General features: G+C 64.1%; 13 protein-coding genes. 6 read left to right on the forward strand and 7 right to left on the reverse strand.

The window, feature by feature from the left end:
* Window positions 1-10: 10 nt before the first annotated feature.
* Genes MVC20_RS14245 through MVC20_RS14260 form a run of 4 tightly spaced genes read right to left on the reverse strand, consistent with a single transcriptional unit; the run spans window position 11 to window position 2609 of the window.
* Window positions 11-259 (reverse strand): SemiSWEET transporter, encoded by a 249-nt coding sequence (locus MVC20_RS14245; protein ID WP_296636715.1) that lies wholly within the window; start codon window positions 257-259, stop codon window positions 11-13.
* Window positions 260-1315 carry a saccharopine dehydrogenase gene (locus MVC20_RS14250; protein ID WP_297542495.1) on the reverse strand — a complete coding sequence of 352 codons (1056 nt, stop codon included), beginning with the start codon at window positions 1313-1315 and terminating at the stop codon, window positions 260-262.
* Between the two features lie 9 nt (window positions 1316-1324).
* Entirely contained in the window at window positions 1325-1939 is a 615-nt protein-coding gene (locus MVC20_RS14255; RefSeq protein ID WP_297542497.1) for a glutathione S-transferase family protein, read from the reverse strand.
* Between the two features lie 19 nt (window positions 1940-1958).
* Window positions 1959-2609: a histidine phosphatase family protein gene (locus MVC20_RS14260; protein WP_297542499.1), complete on the reverse strand. Its 651-nt coding sequence runs from the start codon at window positions 2607-2609 to the stop codon at window positions 1959-1961.
* Window positions 2610-2840: 231 nt separating this feature from the next.
* Between MVC20_RS14260 and fdhF the strand changes: the two genes are divergently transcribed.
* The 6 genes from fdhF (at window position 2841) to xrtE (ending at window position 10449) form a co-directional block, all read left to right on the forward strand.
* The gene (fdhF, locus tag MVC20_RS14265; RefSeq protein WP_297542502.1) at window positions 2841-5615 is read left to right on the forward strand and encodes a formate dehydrogenase subunit alpha; all 2775 of its coding nucleotides are present in this window, start codon (window positions 2841-2843) and stop codon (window positions 5613-5615) included.
* A gap of 100 nt (window positions 5616-5715) precedes the next feature.
* A complete protein-coding gene (locus MVC20_RS14270; protein WP_297542504.1) occupies window positions 5716-6765 on the forward strand; it encodes a cobalt-precorrin-5B (C(1))-methyltransferase in 1050 nt (349 codons plus the stop codon).
* Complete coding sequence (locus tag MVC20_RS14275; RefSeq protein WP_297542506.1) at window positions 6762-7490, forward strand: cobalt-precorrin-6A reductase; 729 nt, start codon at window positions 6762-6764, stop codon at window positions 7488-7490. The genes MVC20_RS14270 and MVC20_RS14275 overlap by 4 nt, the downstream gene beginning before the upstream one ends.
* Window positions 7487-8116: a DNA-3-methyladenine glycosylase 2 family protein gene (locus MVC20_RS14280; RefSeq protein ID WP_297542508.1), complete on the forward strand. Its 630-nt coding sequence runs from the start codon at window positions 7487-7489 to the stop codon at window positions 8114-8116. Before MVC20_RS14275 ends, MVC20_RS14280 begins: the two co-directional genes overlap by 4 nt.
* Entirely contained in the window at window positions 8113-8778 is a 666-nt protein-coding gene (locus MVC20_RS14285) for an alpha/beta fold hydrolase (RefSeq protein ID WP_297542510.1), read from the forward strand. Before MVC20_RS14280 ends, MVC20_RS14285 begins: the two co-directional genes overlap by 4 nt.
* A gap of 66 nt (window positions 8779-8844) precedes the next feature.
* On the forward strand, window positions 8845-10449 hold the full coding sequence (xrtE, locus tag MVC20_RS14290; RefSeq protein WP_297542512.1) for an exosortase E/protease, VPEID-CTERM system: 1605 nt from the start codon (window positions 8845-8847) through the stop codon (window positions 10447-10449).
* Window positions 10450-10457: 8 nt separating this feature from the next.
* Here xrtE and MVC20_RS14295 read toward each other — a convergent pair whose 3' ends face one another.
* The 3 genes from MVC20_RS14295 to MVC20_RS14305 form a co-directional block, all read right to left on the reverse strand.
* Complete coding sequence (locus tag MVC20_RS14295) at window positions 10458-10631, reverse strand: VPEID-CTERM sorting domain-containing protein (RefSeq protein WP_297542513.1); 174 nt, start codon at window positions 10629-10631, stop codon at window positions 10458-10460.
* A gap of 207 nt (window positions 10632-10838) precedes the next feature.
* Window positions 10839-14618: an efflux RND transporter permease subunit gene (locus MVC20_RS14300; RefSeq protein ID WP_297542514.1), complete on the reverse strand. Its 3780-nt coding sequence runs from the start codon at window positions 14616-14618 to the stop codon at window positions 10839-10841.
* Window positions 14615-15826, reverse strand: a complete 1212-nt coding sequence (locus MVC20_RS14305; protein WP_297542515.1) for an efflux RND transporter periplasmic adaptor subunit — start codon at window positions 15824-15826, stop codon at window positions 14615-14617. The genes MVC20_RS14300 and MVC20_RS14305 overlap by 4 nt, the downstream gene beginning before the upstream one ends.
* Between the last annotated feature and the right edge of the window lie 84 nt (window positions 15827-15910).

Here is a 15910-nt window from a genome sequence, read left to right on the forward strand (position 1 = left end):
GTCTCTCCTTTTACTTGTAACGGAGTTTCGCCGCGACGATGCTCAGCATCGCCAGAACGGCGCAGATATTGGCCAGGATGAGAGGCCAGTCGCCGATCATCAGCCCATAGACCAGCCACAGGGATACGGTGGTCAGAAAGAGCAGGTTTGACGGGAGCGAGAGGCCCGAGGTGTCGCGCGTGGCCCAGGCCTTGACCGCCTGTGGAATCCAGCAGATCGTCCCCAGAAAGGCGGCCAGATATCCGACATAGGGCGCCATTCAGATCGCTTTCATATGGGTGTGAAAGGTCTCTGCCGCCCGCGCCCAGACCCCTTGATCCAAGGTGTCGAGGGTCAGGAGGGAGGCCAGCAACTGCCCCGCGTAATCCTGCGAGGATTCCACCGGCAAGAGCGACGGCAGGTTGTCGATGGCCATGATGTCGAGCGGCGGCGCGTCATGCACACGCAGCACGGGGGCCGCCCAGGAGGTGGCCGCGTCATAGAGCGGCACCGGGTTGTAATCGCTGTCAGGATCGCAGGCCACATCGCCGACCACGGTCAGTTGACGGGGTTGAACAAGCGCGGATTTCGGCACGAAAACCGGCGTGCCGGGGCGCGCGAAGATGCAGTTCAGAAAGATGTCATGGGCGAGAATTTCCGGGAATGGTCCGCCGGATGCGGTCTCGGCCATGTCCCAGCGGGTGACGGGCACATCCATTGCCTCGCAAAGGTCTGCCGCGCCGGTGCCCACGCGGCCCAAGGCCCCGATGACGATGGCGCGGGGGCGCGGCGCGCCCGTGGCATCGAGCCGCGCGCCGAGGTCCGCCAGCAGCGCGTCGCGACCCGGATAGGTGTCGACGGGGGGGCAGGTCGCGTCGCCCTGTTGCGCCACCCATGCCATGAGCGACACCGCCGCCCCGGCATAGCCCGCCCAATAGCCGAATGCGGCGACGCGGCGGCCCGTTTCATCTACGAGATATTCGAGATCATAGAGCGTGCCGCCCCCGGCCTTGAACCGCTGCAAGAGGCGCCGTCCGGCGTGCTGGCCCTTGAAGGCATGGCCGAACATGATGTGGCGATGCGGCAGGGGGGTGCCGTCTTCGGGCAGTTCCTTGAGCCCGAAGATGATCGCGTCGGCGGGGGCGGAGGGCCATGCGTTTTCCGGTGCAATCCCACAGCCCGCCGCGCGGTAGCCGTCGATCGGAATGGCGCGGTTGTGGCTTTCCTCCACCGTCACGCGGATGCCCTTGGCGATGAGTTGTGCCGCGCCCTCGGGCGTCAGCCCCACGCGTTCCTCGTTTGGCCGCTGTTCGGCCCTTACCCAGAGATGTGTCATGTCAGCCTTTCAGATCATGTTGTCGGCGATCACCTGCGCGACCGAGGGGCGTGCGCGCATGGCCTGCATGAAGGCGGTGATCTTGGGGAATTGCGCCACATCCACCCCGTCACCCTCGAGCCAGTTGCAGGCGACAAAGAGATAGGGATCGGCGAGCGAGAGTGTTTCGCCCAGAACGTAAGGACCGGTGAGCAGATGGGTTTCGACATAGGTGGCGCTGTCGGTCATGGTCTGGACCGACTTGGCCTTCATGTCGTCGAAAGAGCTTTGTTCATTTGCCCAACGGTGGCCGCGCATCTTGTGCGCGTGGTTCACATGCATGGTGGAGGCGAGGTAATACATGGCCTCGCGCATCTTGGCTGCCTGATGGGGATCGCTGGGGCGCAAACCGGCCTGCGGCGCGCTGTCGGCGATGTAGTCGAGAATGGCGCCGGTTTCGGTCAGGATGCCGTTGTCGGTGACAAGGGCCGGAACGCGCCCTTTGGGATTGATCGCAAGATAGGTAGCCCCTGATTGTTCCCCCGCCCGGAAATCGAGGCGCATCGGTTCAAAGTCGAGACCGGCCTCGTGCAGGGCGATGGCCACCGCAATCGAGATGGTGCCTTTGGCATAATAGAGTTTCATGGCGGGGTCCTCTTGAGTGTCAGATGAAGGTGCGGGCATGCGCCCGGTCGGGTGTGTCGAGATGGGGCGTGGCGTTGAACGTGCCCAGCATCAGCATGTCGTGCACATGTTCGAGGCGGTGCAGCGAAGAGTTCATCACTTGCAGCATGACCTTGGACATGCCCGGAATATCGAGGCCGAGAGCATGCCGCATGACCATGCCGATCACGCCGCCGGAGGTCACGATCAGGATGCGCCCGTTGTGATGACAGATGTCGTCGATCAGGCTGGTGATCCGGGTTGTGAAATGCTCGAAGGTCTCTGGCACGTCCTCCAGATCGCCGCGCGCCCAATGCGCGATCACCTGCGGCAGGTAACGGGCGAACTCGGTCGCATCGGACGGGGCGGGAATCCCGTGCTGCGCCTCGATGGCTCGGGCGAGGGCGAAGTAGCTCAACTCGTCAAGGCGCGGATCCCGTTCGGTGATCTCGTAGCCCATGGCGCGGGCGGTGCCGATCTGACGGTTGAGCGTGCCGGTGATGACATGGTCGAAATGGGGATTCGTCTGCGCGAGATGGGCGCCCAGCCATTCGGCCTGCTGCACGCCCAGAGGCGACAGCCGGTCATAATCTGTCTCATCGGTCGCATGGCTGTTGGCCTGCCCGTGACGCACCAGAATTAGCTCTGCCAAGGTTTCCCTCCCCGAATTCCGCGCGACGTTAGCGCCGGTTGCGGCGGGGTTAAAGGTGGTGCGCGAAATAATCCGCCCGTTTGCCGGCGACGCGCAAGAGGCGCGGGAATTGGGGCCAATGCGATGGCTCTTTGTCTTGTGTGGCGCAAACGCAGGGTGAGATGTCGGGATTGACGGCCTATGGGATGCAACTGCATGCTTAAAAAAGACCCAAAGCAGGGAGGCACGCTGATGACCGACAAAATCACATTCGTATTGGACGGCCAAGAGGTCGAGGCGGAAGCCGGTCAGACGATCTGGGAAGTTGCGAATGGTCGCGGCCTGAAAATCCCGCATCTCTGCCACAAGCCCGCCCCCGGCTATCGCCCCGATGGCAACTGCCGGGCCTGCATGGTCGAGGTTCAGGGCGAGCGGACGCTGGTTGCCTCCTGCATCCGCGAGGCAAAGGCGGGCATGGTGGTCACGACCAATTCCGCGCGCGCGGAATCGGCGCGCAAGATGGTGGTCGAGATGCTGCTCGCGGATCAGCCCGCGCAGGACGAGGCGCATGACCGCTCGAGCCATCTGTGGGACATGGCCGAGGCCAATGGCGTAACCCACAGCCGCTTTCCCAAGCTCGAAAAAGAGCGGATTCCGCTGCTTGATGACAGCCACGTTGCGATGCGCGTCAATCTGGATGCCTGCATCCAGTGCGGGCTTTGCGTGCGCGCCTGCCGGGAAGTGCAGGTCAATGACGTGATCGGCATGGGCGGGCGCGGGCATGATGCCTATCCGGTCTTTGACCTTTCGGATCCGATGGGGGCGTCCACCTGCGTGGCCTGTGGCGAGTGTGTGCAGGCCTGCCCGACCGGGGCCTTGATGCCGGCCACCGTGCTTGACGATCAGCAGCAGGGCGACAGCGCCGATTTCGACGAAGAGGTCAAGAGCCTCTGTCCCTTCTGTGGCGTGGGCTGTCAGGTCTCGCTCAAGGTCAAGAACGGCAAGGTCAAGTACGTCGAGGGCATCAACGGGCCTGCGAACGAAGGGCGTCTGTGCGTCAAGGGGCGGTTCGGCTTTGACTATATCCACCATCCGCACCGCCTGACCAAGCCGCTCATTCGCCGCGACGATGCGCCCGCCAAGGGGCTGAATGTCGATCCCGGCAATTGGCAGGAAGTATTCCGCGAGGCCGAGTGGGACGAGGCGCTCGATCTGGCGGCGGGCGCGCTGAAGGGGCTCAAGGATACCCATGGCGGGACCAGCGTCGCGGGCTTTGGCAGCGCCAAGTGCACCAATGAAGAAGCGTATCTCTTTCAGAAGTTCATCCGGCAGGGGTTTGGCCACAACAACGTGGATCACTGCACGCGTCTCTGCCATGCGTCCTCGGTGGCGGCGCTGATCGAGAATGTCGGCTCGGGCGCTGTGACGGCGACCTTCAACGAGATTGAAAACGCCGATGTGGCGATCATCATCGGGGCCAACCCGCTGGAAAACCATCCCGTTGCCGCGACCTATTTCAAGCAGTTCACCAAGCGTGGCGGCAAGCTGATCGTCATGGATCCGCGCGGGCAGGGGATGAAGCGCTTTGCCACCCATATGCTGCAATTCCGCCCCGGTGCGGACGTGTCCATGCTCAACGCGATCATGCATGTGATCGTGGAAGAGGGGCTCTACGACCAGCAATATATCGCGGCCTTCACCGAGAACTGGGAGGCGGAGAAAAAGCATCTGGCGCAATTCCCGCCCGAGAAGATGGAAGCCATCTGCGGTATTCCGGCCGAGACACTGCGCGCGGTGGCGCGGGACTTTGCCACGGCCAAGGCGGCGATGATCTTTTGGGGGATGGGTGTCAGCCAGCACATCCACGGCACCGACAATTCGCGTTGCCTGATTTCTCTGGCGCTGATGTGCGGCCATGTGGGTCGCCCGGGCACCGGGCTGCATCCGCTGCGTGGCCAGAACAACGTGCAGGGGGCGTCTGACGCAGGCCTCGTGCCGATGTTCCTGCCCGACTATCAGACCGTGACCGACGACGGCGTGCGCCGCGCGTTTACCGAGGTCTGGCAATCGGGGGACTTCTCGAACCAGAAGGGCCTGACCGTGACCGAGATCATGGATGCGGTTCACGAGGACAAGATCAAGGGCATGTATATCCTGGGTGAGAACCCGGCGATGTCAGACCCGGATGTGGAGCACGCCCGCGATGCTCTGGCCAAGCTGGAGCATCTGGTGGTGCAGGATATTTTCATCACCGAAACGGCGAACTATGCCGATGTGATCCTGCCCGCGAGCGCGTTCTACGAGAAATCCGGCACTGTCACCAACACCAACCGTCAGGTGCAGATGGGCCGCCCCGCCGTGCCCCCGCCGGGAGAAGCGCGTGAGGATTGGGCGATCACCGTGGAACTGGCCAAGCGGATTGGTCTCGATTGGTCCTACAACAGCCCGGCGGATGTCTTTGCCGAGATGAAGGTCAACATGCGCTCGCTCGACAATATCACCTGGGAGCGGCTGGAGCGGGAAGGCGCCGTGACCTATCCCTGCAAGGGCCCAGATCAGCCGGGCGAGGCGGTGGTGTTTGGCAACGGGTTCCCGCGCCCCGAGGGTCGTGCGAAATTCACCCCGGCGGCGATCATTCCGCCCGATGATGTGCCCGATGCGGATTATCCGATGATCCTGACCACGGGGCGGCAACTTGAGCATTGGCATACGGGGTCGATGACCCGGCGTGCCACCGTGCTCGATGCGGTCGAACCCGAGGCGAATTGCTCGATGCACCCCTCGACCCTGCGCAAGCTGGGGGTAGAGCCCGGCGGCATGGTGCGCCTGAGCACCAAGCGCGGCTCGATCCGGATCATGGCGCGGGCAGACCGCGCCGTGGCCCCCGATATGGTGTTCCTGCCCTTTGCCTATGTCGAGGCGGCCGCGAATATCCTGACCAACCCGGCGGTCGACCCCTATGGCAAGATCCCCGAGTTCAAGTTCTCGGCGGTCAAGGTCGAAGCGGCGAATATCGCGGCGGAATGATACGCAGTGCGCCCCGCGCAGGTCGCGGGGTGCAGACGCCCTTGCCCGTGGATTTGGCATTTGGCCTCGGAGTTTGGCGCGCCTATAGTCGCGCTTGGACATGACCCGAAAACCCGACACCCCCCTGCGCCGTGGCTGGACCACGGGCGCTTGCGCCACCGCAGCGACGCGGGCGGCGCTGAGTCTGTTTTGGGGGGAAGGCAAGGTGCGGTGCGTGCAAATCACCCTGCCGCGCGGCGAAACACCAGAGTTCGACATCGCGCATCACGCCAGTGGCGAGAACTGGGCCGAGGCGGGGGTGATCAAGGACGCCGGTGACGACCCGGATGTGACCCATGGGGCGATGATCATCGCCCGTGTGGCGCGCTCGCGCGGCGGCGTGGTGTTTCGCGCGGGCGAGGGGGTGGGGCGTGTCACCATGCCCGGCCTGCCGATTCCGCCGGGAGAGCCTGCCATCAACCCGGTGCCGCGCCAGATGATGCGCGAAACGGTCGAGGATATGGCCGAGCGCCTGTCGGAAAGCCCGGATATAGAGATCACCGTTTCGGTGCCCGGTGGGGCAGCGCTCGCGCAAAAGACGTGGAACCCGAGGCTGGGTATCAAGGGAGGGTTGTCAATTCTGGGCACCACCGGGATTGTGCGCCCGTTTTCCTGTGCGGCCTGGATCGCGTCGATCCATCGTGGCATCGACGTGGCGCGCGAGACAGGGTTGACCCATGTGGCAGGCTGTACGGGTGCCACGAGCGAACAGGTGGTGCAGGGCCTCTATGATCTGCCAGATCACGCGATGCTCGATATGGGAGATTTCGCCGGTGGGATGCTCAAGTATCTTGCCCGGAATCCGGTGCCGCGCCTGACGGTGGGGGGCGGTATCGGCAAGATGACCAAGCTGGCGCAGGGCGCGCGCGATCTTCATTCGGGTCGCAGCCAGGTGGATTTTGCGGGCCTTGCCGAGGCGCTAGGCCTGCCTGAACTGAAATACATGAATACGGCCTTGCAAGCCTATGATTTGGCGGGGGAAACCCTGGCGGATTGGGTGGCGCGCGAAAGCCGCGCCAAGGTGTTGGCGATGCTGCCTGACGGGGTTGCGGTGGATACCGTCGTGATCGACCGGGCAGGCGCAGTGCTGGCGCGGGCGGGGGGCACATGACGCTCTTGCTGCTGGCGGGCACGGGCGAGGCGCAACAGCTGGCGCGACATCTGGCCGAGGGGGGGCGCGCGGCGGTGGCCTCGCTCGCCGGGGCGACGCGGATGCCGCGCGCCATGGGGCTGCCCACTCGGATCGGAGGGTTCGGCGGTGAGGCAGGGTTTCTTGCCTATGTGGCAGAGGCGGGCATTACGGCGGTGCTCGATGCCACGCATCCCTTTGCGGCGCAGATCTCGGCGCGGACGGCGCGGCTCTGCGCGGTCCATGATCTGCCCTATTGCCAGCTTTTGCGCCCGGAATGGGTGCCGGGGGCAGAGGATCGCTGGACGGACATTGCCGCCGAAGAAGAGGCGGCGGCGCATATTCCGGAGGGGGCTACGGTGTTTCTTGCGACTGGGCGGCAGGGCGTGACCCGCTTTGCCAATCTCGACGGGCGGCGCCTGATTTGCCGTGTGGTCGATCCGCCCGAGGCACCTTTTCCCTTGGCGCATGGCAATTATATCGTTGGCCGTCCGCCGTTTTCCGTGGATGATGAGATTGCCCTTTTCACCCGCCTTGGTGTGGACTGGCTGGTGGTCAAGAACGCTGGCGGAGCCGCGTCCGAGAGCAAATTGGCGGCGGCGCGGGCGCTGAGCCTGCCGGTGGCGATGATCGCCCGCCCGCCTCAGCCGGATGCGCCGCGCGTGGCGACGGTCGCGGAGGCGATGGAATGGGTGCAGGGGCTATGACGGGTCGAATCATCACATGTGAGGCGGATGTGGAAGAGGGCGCGGCCCATCTGGTGGCACGCTGCCCGCGCATGCGTCATGCCTATGATCTGACCGGGCCGTTGCCCCTGCGGCGCAATCCCGACGGCTTTGCGCGTCTGCTCGGCGCGATTGTGAGCCAACAGGTCAGCGTGGCCTCGGCCAATGCGATCTGGTCACGGCTGGAGCAGGCCGGATATGTCGAGCCTGCAAATATTCTCGCAGTCACGGATGACGACCTGCGCGCCGTGGGTCTCAGCCGTCAGAAGGCGCGTTACGCCCGTGCGCTCGCCGAGGCGGGGATCGACTATGAGGCCCTGCGCGAAGCCCCCACATCCGACGTGATCGCAATTCTCACGCAGGTGCCCGGTATCGGCGTCTGGACGGCGGAAATCTATGCGATGTTCAGCCTGGGGCGCGCGGATGTCTTTGCGCCCGGCGATCTGGCCTTGCAAGAGGCGGTGCGCCTGCTCTACGACCTGCCGGAACGCCCCAAGGAACGGGCGCTGCGGCAGATGGCCGAGGATTGGGCGCCGTGGCGCGCCGTTGCGGCACGGCTCTTGTGGGCCTATTACCGGGTGGCCAAGGAGAGGGAAGGGATCAGATGACACGGGTGTTGCAAGCAGGCCGCAAGGCTCCGCAGTCGGGCGAGACACGCTCGGCCGTGGTCTTTCTGCACGGATACGGCGCCAATGGCGCAGATTTGCTGGGGCTGGCCGATCCGCTGGCCGAGCATCTGCCCGATACGCTTTTTGTAGCACCCGATGCGCCCGAGAGCATTCCGGGCATGCCCTTTGGCCTGCAATGGTTTCCGATTCCCTGGATCGACGGGTCGAGCGAGGAAGAGGCGCATCGCGGGCTGATGACGGCCTCGGCGGATCTGAACGCCTTTCTTGATGCGCTGATGGTGGATGAGGATCTCTTGCCCGAACAGGTGGTGCTCTTTGGGTTTTCGCAGGGAACGATGATGGCGCTGCATGTGGCCCCCCGGCGCGAGGATGCGCTTGGCGGGGTCGTGGCCTTTTCCGGGCGGCTGTTGTCGCCGGAACTGCTGAGCGATGAGGTGCAGAGCCGTCCGCCCGTTCTGCTGGTGCATGGCGATGCCGACGAGGTGGTGCCGGTGCAATCGCTGCCGCAGGCGGCAGAGGCGTTGCAGGGGGCGGGGTGGCAGGATGTCTATGCCCATATCATGAAGGGCACGGGCCACGGGATCGCGCCCGACGGGCTGTCGGTGGCTCTGGCGTTCCTGCGTGACAAGCTGGGCCTCTGACGGTTTTCCGCAAATCGCCGCAGGCCTGCCATATTATGGCGGCGCGGATGCGCTAGGCCGGGACGGATGAGCAAGGACACCGACAGCCTCTCCCCGCTTGGACGGGCCTATTCTCTTGGCGCGCTCTTTGTCGCCGAGATGGTGCTGCTTGTCCTGCTCTATCAGGTTCTGAGTGACCTTGAGTGCCGCGCAACCGGGATTGAAACCGCGTGCCGAGGGCTGCGGTTCGTGGCGCTCTGGCTGCTTTGTGCGGGGTCATTGGTCGGCGTCTACCTCTGGGCGCGTCCGGTGGCACGGTCCGAGTTCGCAGATGCGGCCAATGCCGCACCGGGCGGGTGGTCATGGGCCTTGGTGCATGGGGCAGGCATCGTCGCCATGATTGCGCCCTTGGTGGTGGTGGCCCCCGGAGCCTTGAGCGCGGAATTCGCGCGGATTTTTCCGCTGGCAGCCATGGGGGCGCTGACGGCGGCCCTGGGTGGGGTGCTGTGGCTCATGCGGCTGGGCGCCTGGCTCGTATGGTTGCGGGGGCGGACCCTGTCTCTTGTCGCGATTGCGGGTTTTGCTGCGGCTTTGCCGGGAGCGGTGGTTCTGGCCGGGCCCCTCTGGAGCGTGCAGGCGATCACGGATGTGACCTTCATCGCGGTTTTCCTCTTGCTGCGCCTTTTCGTCGAGGATGTGGTCGTGGACCCTGCGACTTATGTGATCGGCACGCCGGAATTCCGGGTCATGGTGGCGGATAGCTGTTCCGGGATCGAGGGGCTGGTGTTGATCACGGCCTTTCTTGGTCTCTACGGGGTGCTGTTTCGCGATGAATTGCGCCTGCGCCGCTTTGGGCTCGTGATCTGGCCTCTCGCGCTCTTGGTGAGTTGGATGTTCAACGCGGTGCGGATCACGGTTCTGATCCTGATCGGGGTGAATGTCTCGCCTGAGCTGGCGGTGAACGGCTTTCACAGCTTTGCCGGGTGGTTGATGTTCACGGCGCTGTCCATCGGGGTATTGGTGGTGGTGGGGCGCAGTGGCTATGCGTTGCAAGCGGTGGCGGTGCCACGGGTGCGCAGCGCCTCTCCAATTGCCCAAGACGATGTGGCGGGTCGCATTCTGCCGTTCATCGTCTTTGCCGTATCGGGATTGATCGCACAGGCATTCTGGAGCGAGCCGGCCCTGGCCTATCCGGTACAGGTGGGCATGATGCTGGCCGCGCTCTGGTGGGTGCGGGCCACCGTGCGGCATCATCTGGCGTGGCCATCAGGGGTGTCGGTGATGGCCGGGGCCGTGGTCGGGCTGGCATGGATTGTCACCGCGCCCGCAGCGGAACCCCCTTCTGAGGCGCTCTTGTCGCTTGGGGCAGGGGCCTTTGCCCTTTGGGCGGCCCTGCGCATTCTGGGCACGGTCGCCCTAGTGCCGGTGATCGAAGAGCTTTTCTTTCGAGGCTACGTGCAGGCGCGACTTGATCGGGGAACCGTTGTCAGCCGGATCATCGCTATTGCGGTTTCGGCCGGTCTATTCGCCCTTGTTCATGGCCGCTGGATCGAAGCGGGCCTGGCGGGCGTTGTGTTTTCTCTGGTTTACATGCGCAATGGGCGGCTGGCTGATGCCATGGCCGCCCATGCTGTTGCCAATGCTGTCATCGCAGCCGTCGCCCTTTGGAGGGGGGATTGGACGCTGATCTGACCGTCAGGTCAGTTCCGCGCGCGACGGCGTTTGATTTCCCAAGCAAGGACAAGGGCCGCGAGAACCACCGCAATGGCGAGTGTCCCGCTCGCGGCGTCCATTTCCGGCACGGAAGATGTTGACGACGACCCACCACCCGACGTCGTGCCACCGTACCAGCCATTCCAGAACCAATCAAACATCGGTCATCTCCGTATATGTCTAATGCAAACTCTTGCCTTCGTTATGCCAGATTTTCGACACATTTCAAGCTGCGCCGCTCAATAACCCGGTTTTTGGAAACGAACCGCACCAAAAGGACGCTTTGTTTCCGAGCCGAGAGCGGAGATGCCGGAACAATGAGCAGTTTTCCCGGTTGGCGTGCCGTTGCTCTGACACGCCGCTGAGAATCACTCTGCGGCGCGCAGGGGAGAACCCTCGACCCGCGTTGCCGAGTCGGTTGGCTCTTGCCTGGATGCGGTGGGGTAGCTGACTTGCGCGGAGGCGTTGTGCCCTTCGACCGGCCAGACGATTTCCGAGTGTGCAAGGCGGCTTGCGGTTCGGGCGAGGGCCCAGTCCCGGGCGGCGCGGCTGGAGCGGCCCATCGAGAGCTTGGCCAGGAGCTGTGCCCCCCAGAGGACGTAGGTGCCAAGCCATACCCGCAGGGCCAGCATCGCAGGCGTAAAGACCAGCGTGAGAACAGTAGCGATGCCAAGGCCGAACACCACGGCGGTGGCCAGCTGTTTCCACCATAAAGCTGTTGGACTATCAAAGGCATAGCCGCCATTCACGAAGTCGAGGCTGAGCCCGAACATCATCGGCGCAAGCCCCGCCATCGTGGTGATCGTGGTCAAGAGCACCGGGCGGATACGATCCTGCGCGGTGCGGGTGATGGCGTCGATCGGGGGCATGTAGCGGGCGTATTCCTGAAAAGTGTCAATCAAAACAATGTTGTTGTTCACCACAATGCCCGCCAGGGCCACGATGCCGGTGCCGGTCATGATGATCGAAAAGGGCTGATCCATCACGAGCATGCCGATCAGCACGCCCGTGGTCGAGAGCACGACCGCCAGGAGAACCAGCACCGCGTTGTAAACGCTGTTGAATTGCGCCAGCAGAATGATGAACATCAGGCCAAGCGCGCCGGCAAATGCCTTTTGCAGAAATTCACCGGACTCTGCCTGATCCTCGGCGTCGCCGGTCCATTCGTAGCTGATACCGGGCGGCAGAACGCCTGACTCGAGCCATTCGGTGAGATGGGTTATCCGTTCGTTCGCTGTGATCGGAACCTTACGATCTGTAACGTCGGACGCGGATTCTGTAACGAATACCCCGTCCTTGACCGCCGCCTTGATGTCGAAGAACCGGGTCTGATCGACGCGGTCGATCTGGGCCAGTTGCTTGACCGGTTTGCGGGTGACGAAATTCGATAGTGGCACAAGCCCGTCGTCGGTGCGCACCTTGAGGCTGTCGAGGGTCGAGAGCACGCGGTCCTGATCGGGCAGGCGGACCCGGATCTCGATTTCCTCGTCGCTGCTGTCGACGCGCATGGTGTCGAGCAGGATGCCGCGTGTCACGAGTTGCACCATGGCACCGACGGTGGCGACATCGGCGCCAAAGCGCCCGGCCTTTTCGACATCGACGTCGATCTGCCAGTCGATGCCGGGGAGGGGCAAGGTATCCTCGATCTGATGGAGCCCCTCGGTTTCGTCGAATGTCTGCCGGGCCACTTCGGTAAAGGCGATGAGATCTTCCCAATTGTCGCTTTTGAGGCGCAGGTGAACCGGTTTGGCCGAGGCGGGGCCACGGGATTGGGCGAGCACCTCGAACTTGATGCCGGGCACGTTTTCCAGCTCTGCGCTGAGTTCGGAGATCACGGTATCGCCGTCGAATTCCGTCGCGACCACATGGCGGGTCACGGGCAGATCGAGAAGCGGAATGGTGAACCAGGTCTCGATGGATTGCGGGCGATCCTCCCAGGCGATGGTTTCAAACTGAATCTGGCCGATCGTATCGCGCGGGGGCTGTGCGCCGCCGGTATTCGTATTGAGCCCGCCATCCCCGGCAAAGGCGAAAGCGGTCTGGATGCCGGGATGGGCGCGAATGATGTCCTCGACCTGTTTGACCAACTGGTCCTTTTGGTCAATCGAGAGGTTGCCGCGCCCGCGCACATAGACGATGCCGCGCTCTGGTTCGCTATCGACGAAGAATTCGGTGCCGTTGTTGTTGTTGATGTAGAACATGAGCACAGAGCCCACGAGCACGAAAATCGCGCCAAAGGCCACCAGCGGCATGACCGGATTGCCCGCGATGGCATGGATCATCCAGCCGAATGCCGAGCGTTTGTAGCCGCCCTGGACACGTTCGCGGCGCGGGGGCAGCCAGCGGCGGCGCGCGGCGCTCATGAGTTTGCCAAAGCGGCGCGGAATGGCCAAGAGGCCCAGGAGCGTGGCGGCAACCCCCGAGACACCCACCGCCAGCAGCACGGAAACCCCGAGCATGAGGCCAAAGACCGTTGCCAGCACCGGCACGACCGAGCCGAGAATGCGCGTGCCGTCCATGCCGGAAAATTGCGTGCTCACGGCGTTGAGCAGGGTGGGAGCGATCTGACCGGCCAGAAGGGCCGCCCCGATGGCCACCGGAAAGAGCAGCAGATGCCAGAGCCAGAAGCCGCTTGCGATCTGGTCGGTGCGGGTGTTGAACCAGCGTTCCAGCCGCCCGGTGACGCCGCCCAGCACAGGCAGGTAGACAAGCGCCACGAGAAGAGAGGCGGAGAGCACGAAAATCAGCGTGACCGGCAACATGCCCATGAATTGCCCCGGAATGCCGGGCCAGAAGAGCATCGGAAGAAAGGCGCAGAGCGTGGTGGCTGTGGAGCTGACCACGGGCCAGAACATCCGCTTGGCGGCCCCGACATAGGCGTGCATCGGGCCTTCGCCCTCTGCGATGCGCTTGTCGGCGTATTCCACCACGACAATGGCCCCATCCACCAGCATCCCCACCGCGAGAATGAGGCCGAACATCACGATATTCGAGATGGCAACGCCCATGACGGCCAGAAGGGCGAAACAGAGGAGGAAAGAGGTGGGAATGGAAAAGCCCACCAAGAGCGCGGGCCGGATGCCCAGGGCCGCCAGCGTGACGACCATCACCAATGCGATGGCGGTGAGAACCGAGCCTTCGAGCTGGCTGACCATGGAGGCCACGGTGCTGGACTGATCGTTCGAGGTGCCGACGCTGACGGCGACCTGCAAATCCTCGGGCCAGGTCTTTTCCGCCTCGGCGACGGCGGCACGCACGAGGTCGGCGGTTTCGATGATGTTGAAGCCTTTGCGCTTGACCACCTGTAGCGCGACGGTCGTCTCGCCGTTGAAGCGCGCGGTGCCAAGCCGGTCCTCGAAGGTGAGGTTGATCGTCGCCAGATCGCCAAGGCGCACGATGCGGTCGCCATTGGTCTTGACCGGCAGGTTGTAGAAATCGCTGGTATCTTCAAAGGAAGAGGGAATCTTGACCGCGAAAGTGCCCTGGGCCGTGTCGACCTCGCCCGCCGCGATCAGTTGGTTGTTGTTCTGCACCACGTTGATGAGATCGAGCGCGGTGACGTTATAGGCCTCAAGGCGCAGCGGGTCGATGATGACTTCGAGCATCTCCTCGCGATTGCCCGCGATACCCGCCTCGAGCACCGGTTCCAGGCCTTCGAGCGTGTCCTGGAGGTCATTGGCCAGCCGCGACATGGTGCGTTCGGGCACCGGGCCGGAGAGGTTGACGATGATGATCGGAAATTCACTGAAATTCACCTCGTTCAGGGTGTATTTCTCGGCCCCTTCGGGGAAATCCGCCTCGGCGGTGTCCATCGCGTCGCGCACATCGGCAAGGGTCTTGGTCTTGTCCCAGCCGAATTCGAATTCGAGCGCTACACCGCCGTAATTCTCGGCGGCGGTGCCGGTCATCTTCTTGAGCCCGTCCAGATCGCTCAGTTCGGTTTCCATCACCTTGACGAGCAGTTTCTCGCTGTCTTCGGCCGAGATGCCGGGGAAGGGGACCGAGATGAAAAGGGCTGGGATCTCGATGTCGGGCTCGCCCTCTTTGGGCAGGTTGACATAGGCCAAGGTGCCGGCAAGGACCGAAAGAACGATAAAGGCCAGCACCATCCGGGCGCGGGCGGCGGCCCAGTCGACGAGGCCGGTCATTGGCCGAGGTCCTGAAATACGGGGTCAACGGGCACGCCATCGGTCACGTAATCCTGTCCGATCACGATCACATCAGCGTTGTCGGGCAGGCCGGCGATCCAGACGCCAGAGGGCGTGTCGCGCAAAAGTTCGACCGGGACGAATTGCGCCCGGCTTTCGGGGCCGACGATGCGCAGCCCCAAGGTGCCCTCGTCATCGAGGGTGAGGGCCGATTGCGGCAGGAGATGCGCGCGCTTGCCCGCGGCACCGATCAGGATTTCGGCGGTTTCCCCGTCGCGCAGCGTCAGGTCTGGATTGGGCACGGTCACTTCGACGCGGAATGTGCGGGTAACGTCATCGGCTGAGCGCGCGACGAAGGTGACGCGCCCCTCGACCATGCGGCCCGAGGCCATGCGGATGCGCGCGGGGGCGTCCATCTGCACGCGGGCCACCTGCAATTCCGACACGAAGCCCACCATCGAGATCGGGTCGAGTTGCAGCACCGTGGCGCAGAGCGCGCCGGGTTGCAAAAGGCTGCCGATTTCGGCGGTGTCGGTGTCGAGCACCCCGTTGAACGGGGCGATGATCGAGAGGCGGTCGATTTCGGTCTGAGCGGCGGCGACGGCGGCGCGGGCGGATTCGATCCCGGCGCGCGCGGCCTCGAGGCCGGAGGTGGCCGATTGCACCGCCGCTTGCGCCGAACTGACCGCGGCACGCGTGGACGCGACGCGGGTCTGCGAGGCGAAGCCGCTCTCGATCAGGTTCTCGGCGGCGTTGGCGTTGATTTGCGCCTCTTCGAGTTGCGCGCGGGCCTCGGTGGCGCGGGCCTCGGCCTCGGGGATGCGGGTCTCGGCCTCGGACAGGCGGGCGCGGGCCTCGGCCAAGGCGGCCTCGCGCGCGGCGGGGTCGAGGCGGCAGAGGATGTCGCCCTCGGATACCATATGCCCTTTGCGCAAAGGCTCGTTGATGACGAGGCCCGAGGTCTCGGCGCGCAATTCGACGATGCGGTCGGCCTCGGAGCGGCCGCGCACGACGACGGCGCTGTCGACCTCGCGGGCCTGAGAATGCAGGGCCACGACGCGCATGATCGTTTCGGCCTCTGGGGCGGTCTCGGGCTGCGGTTCGGCGGTTTGCGGTTCGCGGGCGGGGAGGAAGCGGTCATGCTCGAAAACGACCATATAGACCAAGGCAGACACCACGAGGGCGATGAGAACAGGAAGCAACCGCATTTATCTACCTTCGAGCCATGAGGCGTGGCGGGGCCGGGGGGGCTTGCCCTGCGGGACTTGGCCCAGACCTCAACCATACAGAGT

The organism is Roseovarius sp. (assembly GCF_027019125.1).
GTDB lineage: Bacteria > Pseudomonadota > Alphaproteobacteria > Rhodobacterales > Rhodobacteraceae > Roseovarius.

Excerpts from the sequence above, each read along its gene's own strand:
- MVC20_RS14250 (WP_297542495.1), bottom strand. The coding sequence starts at position 1,315 with ATGACACATCTCTGGGTAAGGGCCGAACAGCGGCCAAACGAGGAACGC.
- MVC20_RS14300 (WP_297542514.1), bottom strand. The coding sequence starts at position 14,618 with ATGACCGGCCTCGTCGACTGGGCCGCCGCCCGCGCCCGGATGGTGCTG.
- MVC20_RS14305 (WP_297542515.1), bottom strand. The coding sequence starts at position 15,826 with ATGCGGTTGCTTCCTGTTCTCATCGCCCTCGTGGTGTCTGCCTTGGTC.
- MVC20_RS14275 (WP_297542506.1), top strand. The coding sequence starts at position 6,762 with ATGACGCTCTTGCTGCTGGCGGGCACGGGCGAGGCGCAACAGCTGGCG.
- MVC20_RS14245 (WP_296636715.1), bottom strand. The coding sequence starts at position 259 with ATGGCGCCCTATGTCGGATATCTGGCCGCCTTTCTGGGGACGATCTGC.
- MVC20_RS14255 (WP_297542497.1), bottom strand. The coding sequence starts at position 1,939 with ATGAAACTCTATTATGCCAAAGGCACCATCTCGATTGCGGTGGCCATC.
- MVC20_RS14295 (WP_297542513.1), bottom strand. The coding sequence starts at position 10,631 with ATGTTTGATTGGTTCTGGAATGGCTGGTACGGTGGCACGACGTCGGGT.
- MVC20_RS14280 (WP_297542508.1), top strand. The coding sequence starts at position 7,487 with ATGACGGGTCGAATCATCACATGTGAGGCGGATGTGGAAGAGGGCGCG.
- xrtE (WP_297542512.1), top strand. The coding sequence starts at position 8,845 with ATGAGCAAGGACACCGACAGCCTCTCCCCGCTTGGACGGGCCTATTCT.
- MVC20_RS14270 (WP_297542504.1), top strand. The coding sequence starts at position 5,716 with ATGACCCGAAAACCCGACACCCCCCTGCGCCGTGGCTGGACCACGGGC.
- MVC20_RS14285 (WP_297542510.1), top strand. The coding sequence starts at position 8,113 with ATGACACGGGTGTTGCAAGCAGGCCGCAAGGCTCCGCAGTCGGGCGAG.
- fdhF (WP_297542502.1), top strand. The coding sequence starts at position 2,841 with ATGACCGACAAAATCACATTCGTATTGGACGGCCAAGAGGTCGAGGCG.